Genomic DNA, 14521 nt, shown 5'->3' on the forward strand with positions numbered 1-14521 from the left:
CGTCAGATCTCCATGGTCATGGCCTGATGCAGCGCGCGGGCGACGACGCGCTTGCCGAGCTCGATCTTGAATTCATTATGGCTACGCGCGGATGCGCCTTCGAAGGCGATTTCAGCCACACGTTCTGCCAGTGCATCGTCGAACTTCCGGCCTTTGAGCTCAGCTTCGGCGTCGCGCGCCCGCCATGGCAGCGTTGCGACACCGCCAAGTGCGATGCGCGCATCTCGCACCGTGCCGTCCTGAACATCGAGCGCGATCGCAGCCGATGCCAAGGCGAATTCGTAGGACTGGCGGTCCCGCACCTTGAGATAGGCCGAGCGCGGCCAGCGGCCGTGGATGGTGAAACCGGAGATCAGTTCACCCGGCTCGAGCGTGGTCTCGAGCTGCGGCGTGTCGCCAGGCGCCTTGTGCAATTGCGCAAAGGGAATAGTCCGGGTGCCGGACTTGCCGGTGATGTCCACGCTCCCATCGAGCGCGATCAGGGCCTGCGCGAAATCGCCGGGATAGGTTGCGATGCATTTGTCGGAGGTGCCGAGCACCGCGTGGCTGCGGTTGAAGCCGTCCATCGCGGCGCAGCCCGAGCCCGGATTGCGCTTGTTGCAGGCCTCATAGCTGACGTCGCGGAAATAGGTGCAGCGGGTCCGCTGCAGCACGTTGCCGCCGAGGGTGGCCATGTTGCGAAGCTGCGCGCTCGCGGCAAGCTTCAGCGAGTCGGCGACGACGGGATAGTTCTGCTGAATCTCGGGATTGGCCGCGACGTCGGCCATCCGCGCCATCGCGCCGAGGCGCAGATCGCCGTTCTCCAGGCTGACCGTGGCCCACGTCGGCGACAGCGGATTGATGTCGACGATTGCGCGCGGGCGCATCACGTCGAGTTTCATCAGGTCGAGCAGCGTGGTGCCGCCGGCAAGCGGCTGGATTTCGGCTTCGGTGAGGGGATTATTGCTGGCGCTTGCCGCCGCCAGCGCCTGGATGGCCGCAGAGGGATCGGCGGCTCTTTGATAGGCAAAAGATCGCATGGGTATGCCCTTGCTAGCCAGAGAGGATTTCGGGCGCAGCCTGCTTCACGGCGGCCACGATGTTCGGATAGGCGGCGCAGCGGCAGATGTTGCCGCTCATATATTCGCGGATGTCCTCGTCGCTGCCGGCGCGGCCTTCCTTCACGCAGGCGATCGCCGACATGATCTGGCCTGGCGTGCAATAACCGCACTGGAAGGCATCCTGGTCGATGAAGGCCTGCTGCATCGGATGCAGCCGCACGCCGTTGGAGAGACCTTCGATCGTGGTGATCTCGTGACCCTGCGCCGACAGCGCCAGCGTCAGGCAGGACAGCACGCGACGTCCCTCAATCAGCACAGTGCAGGCGCCACACTGGCCGTGGTCGCAGCCCTTCTTGCTGCCGGTGAGCCCTATATGCTCGCGCAGCGCGTCGAGCACCGTGGTGCGCGCATCGATGTTGAGGGAATTGTCCTGGCCGTTGACGCGCAGCGTCACGGGAACGGGAAGCGTGGGATCCTGTGCCGAGGGGATCGTGGTCGTCGCCGGTCCAGCCGCGCGTGCCGTCAGCGGGAACATCGCGCCGCCGGCAGCTCCCGCAAGGAACGAACGCCGATTGAAGCTGGAACGAGATTGCGGATTTGTCTTGTCATCCATGACGGGCTCCGCTTGCGAAAGGAATTGCGGCGCACGCCTGCGCCTCACCGCCCTAACAAAGGCGGTGGGGCGTTGTTCCGGAGATGACGAAGCACAGCGCTGTGAAGCAGCGCCAGTTCCAGGATGCTGAAGACGCGCTTGGAGCGTTTTCGAGCGAAGTGGATACCGGTTCGCGTGAAGAAAACGCGTCGAGAGGAGAATCTAGAGCCTGGGTTCTGATTCAATCAGAACCGAGAAAATGCTCTAGTAACCGAGCGCGCAGCCGTCCTTGCGCGGATCGGAACCGCCGGTCAGCGTGCCCTTGTCCCAGTCGATCCAGATCGCCTGCCCGCCACCGAGCGGAGCAACCACGCTGGTGGTCTTGTGCCCTATCTTCTTCAGGCCCTCGACGATCGCGGCCGGCACGCTGTCCTCGAGCTGATAGACGCCCTCGTAATGCAGGCCGCGCGGCATATCGATCGCTTCCTGCACGTCGCAGCCATAGTCGAGGATGTTGGTCAGCACACGGGTCTGGCCGACCGGCTGGTACTGCCCGCCCATCACGCCGAACGGCATGATTGCGCGGCCGTTCTTCGTCGCAAGGCTTGGGATGATCGTATGCAGGGGACGCTTGCCCGGCGCGATGCAGTTGGGATGGCCGGGTTGGATGCGGAAGCCTCCGGCGCGGTTCTGCAGGAGGATGCCGGTCTTGTTGGAGACGATCGCCGAGCCGAAGGAGTGCGCGATCGAATTGATGAAGGAGCAGACGTTGCGGTCCTTGTCGACCACGGTGATGTAGACCGTCGACGGATTCATCGGCGGGGCGACATTCGGCAGCTCGAGCAGCCGGTCCATCCGGATGTTCTTGATGTATTCGTCGGCGAATTCCTTGGCCAGGATGCCGGCGACATCCACATGCACGTGCCGGGGATCGCCTATATGCTGCTCGCGCATCATGTAGGCGATGCGCGCGGCCTCCGCCTCGAGATGGAAACGTTCGACGCTGAGCGCGGGGAACTTGGTCAGATCGAAACGCGAGAGGATGTTGAGCATCACCAGCATCGTGATGCCCGGGCCGTTCGGTGGGCACTGCCAGACGTCATAGCCCTTGTAGATGGTGCCGATCGGCGCGGTGACCTCGGTCGAATGATCAGCGAAATCGTCCAGCGTGTGCAGGCCGCCGATGCTGCGCAGCGTCGCGACCATGTCCTCGGCGATCTCACCGGTGTAGAAGGCCTTCGGGCCGTCCTTTGCGATCGCACGCAGCGTCTTGCCGAGCTCGGGCTGGCGGATCACGTCGCCCGCGACCGCGGGCTTGCCGTGCGGCAACAGATAGCGCGCGGTGTTGGTGCCGTTCTTCAGTTTCTCGAACTGGTTCTTCCAGTCGAAGGCGATGCGGGGCGCGACGACATAGCCCTCTTCCGCGGCCTTGATCGCCGGCTGCAGCAGTCTGTCGAGGCCGAACTTGCCGTGATCGTTCAGGATCGTCTGCCAGGCATCGATGGCGCCGGGAATGCTCACCGCATGCGCCGAGGTGAGCGGCACCGAATGGATCTTGCGCTCGAGATACCACTCGCAGGTCGCCGCCATCGCGGCGCGGCCCGAGCCGTTATAGGCCGTGATCTTGCCCTCGCCTCGCGGCTGCACCAGCGCAAAGCAGTCCCCGCCGATGCCGGTCGATTGCGGCTCGATCACCGCCAGCAGCGCGGACGCAGCGATCGCCGCATCCACTGCCGTGCCGCCCTCGCGCATCACGTCGATCGCCGCCAGCGCGGCCTCCGGGTGCGACGTCGCCACCATGCCGTTGAGCGAGTGGACGGTGGAGCGGCCGGCGAAATGGAAGTTTCTCATTAAAGGTAGCTCACTTGGTTGTTCATGGAGTTCCCGGCGGGGCGGGAGCTACATGACATATTCGTGCCGTTCTCGGCAATGGCTGGCATGCCAGAGCTGCGTTGCGCCGGGACATCCGACTAGGGGTTTTCGCTGGCCCAACCGCCTGATAAATCCGCGCCATGCCGCTGAAAGTCGCCGCCTTCTACCAATTCGCCAGCCTGCCCGATTACCGGGAGCTGCGCGATCCCCTGCACGCAATCTCCGCGGGTCTCGGGTTGAGGGGCAGCATCCTGCTGGCGAGCGAAGGCGTCAATGGCACGGTCGCGGGACGAGCCGAGGCGGTTGACGGTTTTATTTCGGAACTGCGAGACGGCGCGCTGTTCGGTGGCCGGCTCGACAGGCTGGAGCTGAAATTCTCGGACGCTGCGGCAATGCCGTTCCAGCGGCTGAAAGTGCGGCTGAAGAAGGAGATCGTCACGCTCGGCGATGCCTCCGTCGATCCGACGCGGCAGGTCGGGATCTATGTCGATCCCGCCGAGTGGAATGCGCTGATCGCCGATCCTGACACGCTTGTGATCGACACCCGCAACGCCTTCGAGGTCGCGCTGGGCACGTTCGAGGGCGCGGTCGATCCCGGCATCAAGAGTTTCGGACAGTTCAAGGACTTTGCCGCGCGCGAGCTCGATCCGGCCAGGCACAGGAAGATCGCGATGTTCTGCACCGGCGGCATCCGCTGCGAGAAGGCGAGCAGCTTTTTGCTCGCGCGCGGCTTCGGCGAAGTGTACCACCTCAAGGGCGGCATCCTGAAATATCTGGAAGAGATGCCGAAGCAGGAGAGCCGCTGGCGCGGCGAATGTTTCGTATTCGACGAACGGGTCGCGCTCGGCCACGGCTTGCGCGAGCGCGGAAAAGAGACCGCCCATGATTGACGCCAAGACGTCTGATGTGAAGACGCTCGCCGAGCGCATCGATGCGCTGGAAACGCGGATCGCCTATCAGGACGACACGATCGAGACGCTGAACGAGACCATCACCGCGCAATGGAAGCAGATCGATGCGCTAACGCGGCAAATGGGGGAATTGCGCGAGCGGTTGCAGGAAGCCGAAAGCAACAGGGCCGCTCCGATCAACGAGCGGCCGCCGCATTATTGAACATTATTGAAAACGTAGCCGTCGTCCCGGCCTTGAGCCGAGACCCATAACCACCGGTGCTCGAAGAAAACTCAGGACGCCGTTCCGAGTCCAATACCAGATCCTGTGGTTATGGGTCCTCGCTTTCGCGAGGACGACGGAGGCTGGTTCGCGACGACGGCTAGCGGAACACCGCCTTCACTTTTTCCCAGAGCGACGCGTCTTCGTGCTCGCCCTTGTCCTTGGTCGGCGAGGGTTGGGCCGCGCTCACGGGATCGGAGGCCGGGAAGGTGTGCTCCAGGCCGGCCTCGAGCTTCTCGTGCGTCTCGCGATCGGCGGCGAGCGCCTCGCGCGGGTCATCGGCATGCTTGTCATGTGGCGCCGGATTGAATTTCTCAGCCATATGCTCCCTCCATTTGCGCGGGATCAACGCACCGTGCTCTCCGACGGTTCCAGTTCTGCCTTGGCCGGACGCGGCGCGCCGTGTACAGAAGCGTCAAAATGTCAGCCGCTTCAGCAGGAACCTTTCTTGTCCCAAGATTCTCCCAAGGCGCTCCTTGATGTGCTTGCCGGCAATCGCCAGCCGATCCCGCCGATCTGGATGATGCGGCAGGCCGGCCGCTATCTGCCCGAATATCGCGAATTGCGGGCCAAGGCCGGCAGCTTCCTCGATCTGTGCTTCACACCGGACTATGCCGCCGAAGTCACGCTGCAGCCGATCCGCCGCTTCAACTTCGATGCGGCGATCATCTTCTCCGACATCCTCGTCATTCCCTATGCACTGGGACGCTCGGTGCGGTTCGAGGCCGGCGAAGGCCCACGGCTTGATCCGCTCGATACGCCCGAAAAAGTGAAGACGCTTGCCGCGCATGCAGACTTCACAAAGCTCGAGCCGGTCTATGAAGCGCTGCGCCGCGTGCGGCGCGAGCTCGACGACAGGATCGCGCTGATCGGCTTCTGCGGCGCGCCATGGACGGTCGCAACCTATATGGTCGCGGGCCAGGGCACGCCCGATCAGGCGCCGGCGCGGATGATGGCCTATCGACAGCCCGCGGCATTCGAAAAGATCATCGACGTGCTGGTGGAGAATTCGATCCACTATCTCGTCGGCCAGTTGAAGGCAGGTGCCGACTGCCTGCAGCTATTCGACACCTGGGCGGGCGTGCTGCCGCCGCGCGAATTCGAGCGCTGGTCGATCGAGCCGGCGCGGCGCATCGTCGAGGGCGTGCGGAGGCGGGTGCCGGGCGCCAAGATCATCGGCTTTCCCCGTGGCGCAGCCGGCATGCTGCCAGCCTATGTCGAAGCGACCGGCGTCAACGCCGTCAGCATCGACTGGACGGCGGAGCCGGCGATGATCTGCGAACGGGTACAGAGCCGCGTCGCGGTGCAGGGCAATCTCGATCCGCTCGCGCTGATCGCCGGCGGCGACGCGCTCGATCGCGCGGTCGACGATGTGCTGGAGAATTACGGCAAGGGCCGGCTGATCTTCAATCTCGGCCACGGCATCCAGCCGGAGACGCCGATCGCCCATGTCGAGCAGATGGTGCAGCGGGTGCGGTCGTATCGGGGTTAGCTATTTCTCCCTCTCCCCGTTCTTACGGGGAGAGGGTTGGGGTGAGGGGCTCTCGCCGCGTATATTGGTGGCAGACGGATTCGCGGAGACTCCCCCTCACCCGGATCGCATCTTGCGATGCGATCCGGCCTCTCCCCGCAGGCGGGGAGAGGCGATCAGCGCGCATCCTCCAAAATCATGTCCGACGCCTTTTCCGCGATCATGATCGTCGGCGCGTTGGTGTTGCCTGACATCAGGTCGGGCATGATCGAAGCATCGACCACGCGCAAACCTCCGATGCCGCGCACCTTGAGCCGTTGGTCGACGACGGCCAGCGCGTCGTTGCCCATGCGGCAGGTCGAGGTCGGGTGATAGACCGTTGAGCCGGTGCGGCGGCAGAAATCGAGCAGGTCCTCATCGCTGATCGTCTTCGGACCCGGCTCGATCTCTTCCGCGCAATAGGTCTTCAGCGCCGGCGCTGCGAGGATCTTGCGCAGGATGCGGAGGCCGTCGATGAAGGCGCGACGGTCGGTTTCGGTCGACAGATAATTGATGCGGATTTCCGGCGGCACGGAAGCGTCCGCACTTTTGATGCGGAGCGAGCCGCGGCTTTCGGGGCGGAGCTGACAGACGGAGGCGGTGAAGCCTGAAAACGTGTGCAGGTTCTCGCCCATCTTGTCGGTCGAGAACGGGATGAAGTGGATCTGGATGTCAGGCGTCGCCAGTCGCGGATCGGTCTTGAAGAATGCGCCCGAAGTGCCGGCGGCGATCGTCAGCGGGCCGCGCCGCAAGGCCGCATAATGCGCGCCCGCCCAAAGGCGTCGCAGCGGATGATTGACGACGTCGTTGAGCGTGACGCGCTGCAGGCAGCGCGTGATCAGCCGCACCTGCAGATGATCCTGCAGATCATTGCCGACGCCCGCCTGGTCGAGCACAACCTCGATGCCGTGCTTCTTCAAGAGCGCCGCCGGACCGACGCCGGAGAGCTGCAGCAGTTGCGGTGAGTTGTAGGCGCCGCTGGCGACCAGGATCTCGCGCCGCGCACGCGCCGTGCGGACCCGCCCCTCCTGCTTGAATTCGACCGCACGAGCGCGGCGGCCTTCGAAGACGATGCGCTGCGCCAGCGCCGAGGTCTCGACATGCAGATTGCCGCGCTTCATCGCCGGGCGCAGATAGGAGAACGCGCTGCTGGCGCGGCGCCCGCGCCGCGTCGTGGTCTGGAAGAAGCCGGCGCCTTCCTGCGTCGCGCCATTGAAATCGGGATTGGTGGGAATGCCGACCTCGGCCGCCGCCTTCACGAAGGCTTCCGACAGCGGATCGTGATGCCGCCAGTCCGAGACCGGCAGCGGACCGCCGGCGCCGTGATACTTATTCGCGCCGCGCTGCTGGTCTTCCGCCCGCTTGAAATAAGGCAGCACGTCGTCATAGCCCCAACCGGCATTGCCGTGCTGACGCCAGCGGTCGTAATCCTCGTGCTGGCCGCGCACATAGAGCAGACCATTGATCGAGCTCGAACCGCCCAGCACTTTTCCGCGTGGCTGAAAGACCTGGCGCCCGTGCAGTTCCGGCTCGGGCTCGGTCTGGTACATCCAGTTGACGGTTTTTTCCTTGAACAGCTTGCCGTAGCCGAGCGGTACATGGATCCAGACGTTGGTGTCCCTGGGTCCCGCTTCGAGCAGCAGCACCGAGTTCTTGCCGTCGGCGCTCAAGCGATTGGCGAGCACGCAACCGGCGGAACCGGCGCCGACGATGACGTAATCAAATTCCAAGCTGTCATTGTTATTGTTCATTTTGTTTCCCCCAGGTTTTTATTTTCCGTGGTCGTACAGACAAAGCTACAATTTGAAAAGACTTATGGCCATGCGCCTTCGCCTGAGAGCCCTGACTGCCACGCTCAATTGGCGGCTCCGCCGGCGCCGCGCTCAATCGCGGTCAAGCGCATTTGTATCGATTTGTTAGCGATGCACGCGCACACGGTTATCACAACGTCTTGTTGCAATGTCCGCCCGATCCATAATTCATAGTTTGTCAAAGCTTTGCAGCGAGGTTCCGCAATCGGCGCCCGCCTTGGGGCCAGGCCTGCAGGGCGAGGGATGCGGACATATCTGAGCTCATATCTCTCAAAACTGTTCGCCGGCGATCTCGCCGCTTTCGGCGGACCGGCAACCGACGAGACCCGCGCCGGCTATATCCGCTCCGAGCAGATGTCGCTTGTGCTCGGCCATGCCGTCGGCTTCATGCTGGCCAACATCTGCAATGCGATCATACTTGCGATCGCGCTCTGGCACTCGGCGGACTGGCTTCGTGCCAGCATCTGGACCGCGGCCGTGGCCGGCGGCGCAGCATGGCTCGGATGGCAGTCACGCTCGTCGCGACGGATCGCGAAGCCGCAATTCGTCTCTCGCCGCACCATGCATCGATTGGTGCTAAATGCAGTCGTTCTAGGGTCCGCGTGGGCGATCGTTCCGGTGGCGTTCTTTGCTAACGCCTCGAATGGCGGCCAACTGGTGATCACCTGTCTTTGCGCCGGAATGCTTGCGGGCGGTGCGCTCGCCTTCGCCACCATCCCGATCGCCGCCATCGCCTTCACCACGCCGATCTTCATCGGCTCCACGATCTGCCTGTACAGGATTGGCGACTTCGTCTACCTGCTGGTTGCAATCCTGCTCGCGATCTATGGCTCCGTGCTGCTCCGCGCCGTGTTCGTCAATTCCTTCGAATTCACACGGCGCATCATCACCCAGCTTGAGGCGGAGCGGACCGTGCGGCGCGATCTGCTGACGGGGCTGCCGAACCGCATAGCCTTCAACGAAAACCTGGAAGCCGCGCTTGACCGGCTGGCACGCACCGGCGAGGAGTTTGCCGTCCTGCTGCTCGATCTCGACCGCTTCAAGGAAGTGAACGACAAGTTCGGCCATCCCGCCGGCGACGAGTTTCTGATCCAGGCGGCTGCGCGATTGCAGCGCTGCACCCGCGCCACCGAACACGTCGCGCGCATCGGTGGCGACGAGTTCGCGCTGATCATGGCCAATCTGACCAGGCCGAAAGAGGCCTTCGAGATCGCCGAGTGTTTCGTTGCCTCCTTCGACGATCCGTTGGTGATCGATGGACGCGAAGCGTTCGGGACAACCAGCGTCGGCATCGTGCTGGCGCCGCGCGACGGCAACACGCCCCACGACCTCATGAAACACGTCGACATCGCGCTGTATCGCGCCAAGAAGACGGGACCCGGCACGATCTGTTTCTTCGAACCCGGCGACGACAAGTCGGCGCGCGATCGCCTGGCATTGCGGCGGGATCTGGAAGGGGCAATCGAGCGGAACGAGTTGTTCCTGGTCTATCAGCCGTTCATCGAGATCGGCGAAAACCGCATCACCGGGTTTGAAGCGCTGCTGCGCTGGCAGCATCCCGAGCGTGGGCTGGGTCGCCTGGTGACTTCATCCCGATCGCGGAAGAGACCGGGCTGATTCACCAGATCGGCGAATGGGTGGTCGACCGCGCCTGCCTGGCGCTTGCGGAATGGCCCGACGACATCCGCGTGGCCGTGAACTTCTCCGCGGTGCAGTTCAACAATGCCGGCATCCTGCAGACGATCGTGCAGGCGCTTGCGCGAGCCGGCGTGCGCCCCGAACGGCTCGAGATCGAGATCACGGAATCGATGCTGATCGCAAAGTATGGATCAGCCTTGTCGATCCTGAACTCGCTGTTGGATTTGGGGGTGACGGTTGCGCTTGACGATTTCGGCACCGGTTTCTCGTCGCTGACATACTTGCGCAAACTGCCCTTTAGCCGCATCAAGATCGACCAATCCTTCATCCGCGACATGCTGGTGCAGCCCGACTGCGCTGCGATCGTCAAGTCCGTGATCGGGCTTGCGCAGGAGCTGCGCATCGGCGTGGTGGCGGAAGGCGTGGAAACGGCTGACCAGCTTGAATATCTGCGCCAGACCAATTGCGACGAGGCCCAGGGCTATTTCATTGGCCGCCCGGTTCCGGCCGAACAGATCCCTGCTCTGCTCGACAAGATGCAGCGCTCGATCCACGCGGCCTAGACTAGACGCCGAACCGTTTCGACTTGCTCCTCCGCACTGCGTCGCCCTGCTCCATCTTCAGGCGGTCAGATTTTTTGCGACTGCGAAATGGCATCCGCGATACCAGGGCCAGTCACCTCGAACACCGCGAGGCACTCGTCGCATCGCGGAACTCGAGAAAAGGAAAAATCGATTTTCGATTGACGGCAGTGGTCGGGCCCGTCAATCTCCGCCGCCATGAACGGCATCGAGTTGAGTTTTCGTGAGGGATTTGGCGACGAACGGCCGCGAAGCCTCACGTCTGCGGTGCAGGAGCGGCTGCGCTCGGACATCCTTTCGACCCGGCTCTTGCCCGGGCAGAAGCTCCACATCGCGGGGCTGGCCAAACAGTTTTCCGTCAGCCTCGCCGCGGTGCGCGAGGCACTGTCGCGACTGGTGGCGGACGGGTTGGTGCAGGCCTCCGACCAGCGCGGCTTTCGCGTCAGCCCGGTCTCGCTCGCCGATCTCGCCGACGTCACGCAGACGCGGATCGACATCGAAGGATTGGCGCTGCGGCGTTCGATCGAACGCGGCGACGCAGCCTGGCTCGCCGCCGTCGAGGCCGCCTGGGAGGCGCTCAAGGCGGTGCCCTACCGCTATCCCGATCAGCCGGGCGTGCACTACGAGGAATGGGTGGTGCGCCACCGCGTCTTTCATCGCGCGCTCGTCAATGCCTGCGGCTCGCGATGGCTGCTCGGCTTTCGCGACGAACTGCACGAGCAGAGCGAGCGCTATCGCCGGCTGTCGATCCGACGCGAGGTCGGCAAGCCGCGCGATGTCGGAGCCGAGCATGCCGCGATCGTCGAAGCCGTACGCAGGCGCGATGCGGATGCCGCCGTCATCGCGCTGTCCAAGCACTTCACGATCACCATGGAATTCGTCGAGTTCGCCGCGCCCCGGATCTCGGAGGTGAGCGGCACGAACTGAAAGCCGGGAGCAGTTCCCGGAAACAAACAGCCATCCTGGAGGAAACAGAACTATGCCCATGTCCCGCCGCCATGCCCTGGCGTCGCTCGTCGCCGTCACCGTGCTCGCAGCGCCCATCGCCGCCTCCGCGGCCGAGACGATTCGCGTCGGGCTGCCGACCAAGACCTATTGGCCGACGACGATCGCCGAGACCGCCGTGCGGCAGAAGCTGTTCGAAAAGGAAGGCATCAATGCCGAGCTGACCATCTACCGCGGCGGCGCCGAGACCTTCGAGGCGATGGCGGCAGGTGCTGCCGACATCATTCTCGATCCGCCGTCCCTGGTGTCGGCCGGGCGCAAGAAGGGCGTGATGTCGAAGCTCGTCGCCAATGCCGCGATGGGCAGCTTCGGCTGGCAACTGATGGTGCCGGTCAAGTCGACGCTCGAGGTGAAGGATCTGAACGGCAAGAAGGTCGCGATCACCTCGGCCGGCTCCGGCTCCGACCTGCTCGCGCTGTGGACGGCGCAGGACAAGAAGCTCGAATTCACCCGCGTGCCGGTCGGCGGTGGCGGCCTGGTGCCGAACCTGCTCGCGGGCAATGTCGATGCCGCCGTGGTCTATTCGCCGCTCAGCTTCCAGATTGCGAAGTCGGGCGAGGCCCGCACCATCCTCGACTACGCCAAGGAAGTGCCGCCGAATCTGAGCGCCGGCTGGATCGTGCTCGACAAATATGCCGATGCCAAGCCCGAGGTGGTGCAGAAGGCCGTCAACGCGCTCTACGGCGCGCTGCAATTCATGCGCGCCAACCGCGACACAACGGTGAAGCTGATCGCCGAGCTTTACGAGATGCCGGCCGAGATCGCCGCGCTGGAATATGAGAACACGATTCTGAAGCTGGAGACCGACGGCAACATGGGTGCCGCGAACGTGCCCCCCGCCGTGCAGCTTTCGCTTGATCTCGCCAAGCTCGGCGGGCTCAAGGATATCGTGCCGGTGGAGGAGATCATCTCCACCAAGTTCAAGCCGGTCCCGACGAAGTTCTGAGATGCAGGGCGCGCTTGCCATAAAGCTGGCGCGGATCGCGATCGTGGTCGCGATCTTTGCGCTGTGGGAACTGCTGTCGCGCACCGGCATCGTCAATCCGCGGCTGCTGCCGTCGGCGTCCGACACGCTCGTGACGCTCGGCGATCTCCTGCAGCGCGCCGCCGTGCGCAAGGATCTGATGGTGACGGCGACCGAAGTGCTGGCCGCATTCGCGCTCGCGGTCCCCTCAGGCGCACTGATCGGGTTCCTGATCGCGGAAAACCGCTACTTTGCGGAAGTGGCAAAGCCGCTGTTGTTCTTCGCCTTCAGCATCCCGAAATCGATCTTCCTGCCGATGTTCATCCTGGTGTTCGGCGTCGGCTTCTCGCAGAAGGTCGGGTTCGGCTTCTTCTCGACCATCTTCATCGTGATCATGTCGACCACGACGGCTGTGGAGTCGGTGAAGGTGGAGCATTTGACGGTCGCCCGCTCCTACGGTGCGACGCGCGCGCAGACCGCGTTCCGCGTCTATCTGCCGAGCATGCTGCCGGTGCTGCTGGAGGCGTTGCGTATCTCCATGATCTTCAACCTCACCGGCGTGATCCTCGCCGAAATGTATGCCTCGCGCGACGGCATCGGCCACCAGATCGCGACCTGGGGCGAGAACTTCCAGATGAAGCAATTGCTGGCAGGTGTGGTGATGGTCGCGGCGATCGCGATGACCTTCAACGAACTGATCAGATGGGTGGAAACGCGATGCAGTCATTGGCGAACGTGACACAGCTCAAGCCTCCGCCCCGCGCCGGCGCGATCGAGGTCAAGAATGTCGGCCAGGTCTTCAAGACCTCAACGCAGGACGTCGTCGCGCTCGACAACGTCTCGCTCGAGATCAAGCCGGGCCGCTTCGTCGTGCTGGTCGGCCCGAGCGGCTGCGGCAAGTCGACGCTTTTGATGATGATGGCGGGCCTGCGTCAGCAGACCACGGGCAGCATCACCATCAACGGCGCGCCGATCCCGAAGCCTGACCCGGACCGCGTCGGTGTGGTGTTCCAGGAGGCGAGCCTGTTCCCATGGCTCACCGCGGAAGAGAATGTCGAGTTTCCGCTGGCGCTGCGCGGCGTGGCGAAAGCGGAGCGTCGCGCCAAGGCGCAGGAGGCGCTGAAGCTGGTCGGGCTCGACGGTTTCGGCAAGCGCCATCCGCATGAATTGTCCGGCGGCATGAAGCAGCGCGTCTCGATCGCGCGCGGCCTGGTGCAGGATCCGCCGGTGCTGCTGATGGACGAGCCGTTCGCCGCGCTCGACGAGCAGACCCGCATGACCATGGGCGACGAGCTGCTGCGCATCTGGTCGGCGACCGGCAAGACCGTGGTGTTCGTCACCCACAGCCTGACCGAAGCGGTCTACCTCGCCGACGAAGTGATCGTGATGTCGGCTCGGCCCGGCCGCATCGTCGACCATCTGCAGGTGCCGCTGCCGCGGCCGCGCACCTATGAGATGCTGAGCGGCGATGCCTTCGGCACGCTGCGCGACCGCATCTGGCGGCACATCCGCAAATCGGCGTGAGGCTTGCGATGAGCGCGAAGACGCTGCGGCATCTGATCGTGATCGGCCTGATCGCGCTGTGGGAAATCCTGCCGCGCACCGGTCTTATTCCGGAACTGTTCCTGCCGTCGCTGTCCTCGACGCTCAGGGCCGGATGGAACGAGGCGCCGGAATATGGCCACGCGCTGGCGGTGACACTCTATGAGGTCGCGATCTCGATGGCGTTCGCCTGCGGCGGCGGCATCCTGCTCGGCGCCATCGTCGGCAGCCTGCCGCGACCGCGCGTGCTGATCATGCCGATGGTCTCGAGCCTCTATGCAGTGCCGCTCGTGATCCTCTATCCCGTGTTTACGGTGTGGCTCGGCATCGGCACGGAATCCAAGATCGCCTTCGCCTCGATCTACGGTTTCCTGCCGACGATGCTCGCAACCGCGGCCGGCATCCAGACCATCGACCCGCAGCTCATACTGGCCGCGCGCAGCATGGGCGCAACGATGAGCCAGCGCCTCGTCCGCGTTATCATTCCCGCCGCGATCCCGACCGTGCTGTCGGGCCTGCGCGTCGGCGGCGCGCTTGTGATCGTCGGCGTGGTGGTGTCAGAGATGCTGATCTCGTCCGCCGGCATCGGCTACCTGATCTCGCGCTACCGCACCATCCTGGACAGCCCGCACGTCTTTGCCGGCGTGCTGCTGGTGCTGTTCATGGCGATGGCCTTCAACGCCTTGATCAAGTGGATCGAGCGCAAGGCTGCGATCTGGCAGACCGGCACCCGCGCCGGCCAGAGCGCTGCCGACGACGTCGGGTCCGGCGCCGTGCAGCCGGCGACGTAAAG

At 64.1% G+C, this 14521-nt stretch carries 13 protein-coding genes and 1 pseudogene; 9 read left to right on the plus strand and 5 right to left on the minus strand.

The window, feature by feature from the left end:
* Nucleotides 1-2: 2 nt before the first annotated feature.
* The 3 genes from AC5ZG1_RS26170 to ggt form a co-directional block, all read right to left on the minus strand.
* Nucleotides 3-1019 carry an FAD binding domain-containing protein gene (locus AC5ZG1_RS26170; protein ID WP_496134488.1) on the minus strand — a complete coding sequence of 339 codons (1017 nt, stop codon included), beginning with the start codon at nt 1017-1019 and terminating at the stop codon, nt 3-5.
* A 13-nt stretch (nt 1020-1032) separates the two neighbouring features.
* Nucleotides 1033-1653, minus strand: a complete 621-nt coding sequence (locus tag AC5ZG1_RS26175; protein ID WP_496134489.1) for a (2Fe-2S)-binding protein — start codon at nt 1651-1653, stop codon at nt 1033-1035.
* A gap of 243 nt (nt 1654-1896) precedes the next feature.
* Entirely contained in the window at nt 1897-3483 is a 1587-nt protein-coding gene (gene ggt / locus AC5ZG1_RS26180; protein ID WP_496134490.1) for a gamma-glutamyltransferase, read from the minus strand.
* 161 nt (nt 3484-3644) lie between these two features.
* Between ggt and trhO the strand changes: the two genes are divergently transcribed.
* Both trhO and AC5ZG1_RS26190 read left to right on the plus strand, forming a co-directional pair.
* Nucleotides 3645-4394 (plus strand): oxygen-dependent tRNA uridine(34) hydroxylase TrhO, encoded by a 750-nt coding sequence (gene trhO, locus AC5ZG1_RS26185; protein ID WP_496134491.1) that lies wholly within the window; start codon nt 3645-3647, stop codon nt 4392-4394.
* On the plus strand, nt 4387-4617 hold the full coding sequence (locus AC5ZG1_RS26190) for a SlyX family protein (protein WP_496134492.1): 231 nt from the start codon (nt 4387-4389) through the stop codon (nt 4615-4617). Before trhO ends, AC5ZG1_RS26190 begins: the two co-directional genes overlap by 8 nt.
* Before the next feature lie 160 nt (nt 4618-4777).
* Here AC5ZG1_RS26190 and AC5ZG1_RS26195 read toward each other — a convergent pair whose 3' ends face one another.
* The gene (locus tag AC5ZG1_RS26195) at nt 4778-4999 is read right to left on the minus strand and encodes a hypothetical protein (protein WP_208821554.1); all 222 of its coding nucleotides are present in this window, start codon (nt 4997-4999) and stop codon (nt 4778-4780) included.
* Between the two features lie 126 nt (nt 5000-5125).
* Here AC5ZG1_RS26195 and hemE point away from each other — a divergent pair, with 126 nt between their 5' ends.
* On the plus strand, nt 5126-6169 hold the full coding sequence (gene hemE, locus AC5ZG1_RS26200; RefSeq protein WP_496134493.1) for a uroporphyrinogen decarboxylase: 1044 nt from the start codon (nt 5126-5128) through the stop codon (nt 6167-6169).
* A gap of 155 nt (nt 6170-6324) precedes the next feature.
* Here the strand turns inward: hemE and AC5ZG1_RS26205 are convergent, their stop codons facing one another.
* Nucleotides 6325-7938 (minus strand): GMC family oxidoreductase, encoded by a 1614-nt coding sequence (locus tag AC5ZG1_RS26205; protein ID WP_496134494.1) that lies wholly within the window; start codon nt 7936-7938, stop codon nt 6325-6327.
* Between the two features lie 303 nt (nt 7939-8241).
* On the opposite strand from AC5ZG1_RS26205, the pseudogene AC5ZG1_RS26210 reads away from it, so the two are divergent.
* The 6 genes and pseudogenes from AC5ZG1_RS26210 (at nt 8242) to AC5ZG1_RS26235 (ending at nt 14519) form a co-directional block, all read left to right on the plus strand.
* Nucleotides 8242-10199, plus strand: a pseudogene (locus AC5ZG1_RS26210) (putative bifunctional diguanylate cyclase/phosphodiesterase).
* A gap of 216 nt (nt 10200-10415) precedes the next feature.
* On the plus strand, nt 10416-11144 hold the full coding sequence (locus tag AC5ZG1_RS26215) for a GntR family transcriptional regulator (protein ID WP_496134495.1): 729 nt from the start codon (nt 10416-10418) through the stop codon (nt 11142-11144).
* A gap of 52 nt (nt 11145-11196) precedes the next feature.
* Nucleotides 11197-12168: an ABC transporter substrate-binding protein gene (locus tag AC5ZG1_RS26220; RefSeq protein WP_496134496.1), complete on the plus strand. Its 972-nt coding sequence runs from the start codon at nt 11197-11199 to the stop codon at nt 12166-12168.
* A 1-nt stretch (nt 12169) separates the two neighbouring features.
* Nucleotides 12170-12925 carry an ABC transporter permease gene (locus AC5ZG1_RS26225; protein WP_496134497.1) on the plus strand — a complete coding sequence of 252 codons (756 nt, stop codon included), beginning with the start codon at nt 12170-12172 and terminating at the stop codon, nt 12923-12925.
* Nucleotides 12904-13710 (plus strand): ABC transporter ATP-binding protein, encoded by an 807-nt coding sequence (locus tag AC5ZG1_RS26230; protein WP_496134498.1) that lies wholly within the window; start codon nt 12904-12906, stop codon nt 13708-13710. The genes AC5ZG1_RS26225 and AC5ZG1_RS26230 overlap by 22 nt, the downstream gene beginning before the upstream one ends.
* An 8-nt stretch (nt 13711-13718) precedes the next feature.
* The gene (locus AC5ZG1_RS26235; protein WP_208821523.1) at nt 13719-14519 is read left to right on the plus strand and encodes an ABC transporter permease; all 801 of its coding nucleotides are present in this window, start codon (nt 13719-13721) and stop codon (nt 14517-14519) included.
* Nucleotides 14520-14521: the final 2 nt, after the last annotated feature.

The organism is Bradyrhizobium sp. Leo78, from assembly GCF_059512425.1.

Excerpts from the sequence above, each read along its gene's own strand:
- AC5ZG1_RS26190 (WP_496134492.1), top strand. The coding sequence starts at position 4,387 with ATGATTGACGCCAAGACGTCTGATGTGAAGACGCTCGCCGAGCGCATC.
- AC5ZG1_RS26175 (WP_496134489.1), bottom strand. The coding sequence starts at position 1,653 with ATGGATGACAAGACAAATCCGCAATCTCGTTCCAGCTTCAATCGGCGT.
- AC5ZG1_RS26230 (WP_496134498.1), top strand. The coding sequence starts at position 12,904 with ATGCAGTCATTGGCGAACGTGACACAGCTCAAGCCTCCGCCCCGCGCC.
- AC5ZG1_RS26170 (WP_496134488.1), bottom strand. The coding sequence starts at position 1,019 with ATGCGATCTTTTGCCTATCAAAGAGCCGCCGATCCCTCTGCGGCCATC.
- ggt (WP_496134490.1), bottom strand. The coding sequence starts at position 3,483 with ATGAGAAACTTCCATTTCGCCGGCCGCTCCACCGTCCACTCGCTCAAC.
- trhO (WP_496134491.1), top strand. The coding sequence starts at position 3,645 with ATGCCGCTGAAAGTCGCCGCCTTCTACCAATTCGCCAGCCTGCCCGAT.
- AC5ZG1_RS26215 (WP_496134495.1), top strand. The coding sequence starts at position 10,416 with ATGAACGGCATCGAGTTGAGTTTTCGTGAGGGATTTGGCGACGAACGG.
- AC5ZG1_RS26195 (WP_208821554.1), bottom strand. The coding sequence starts at position 4,999 with ATGGCTGAGAAATTCAATCCGGCGCCACATGACAAGCATGCCGATGAC.
- AC5ZG1_RS26225 (WP_496134497.1), top strand. The coding sequence starts at position 12,170 with ATGCAGGGCGCGCTTGCCATAAAGCTGGCGCGGATCGCGATCGTGGTC.
- AC5ZG1_RS26220 (WP_496134496.1), top strand. The coding sequence starts at position 11,197 with ATGCCCATGTCCCGCCGCCATGCCCTGGCGTCGCTCGTCGCCGTCACC.
- AC5ZG1_RS26235 (WP_208821523.1), top strand. The coding sequence starts at position 13,719 with ATGAGCGCGAAGACGCTGCGGCATCTGATCGTGATCGGCCTGATCGCG.
- AC5ZG1_RS26205 (WP_496134494.1), bottom strand. The coding sequence starts at position 7,938 with ATGAACAATAACAATGACAGCTTGGAATTTGATTACGTCATCGTCGGC.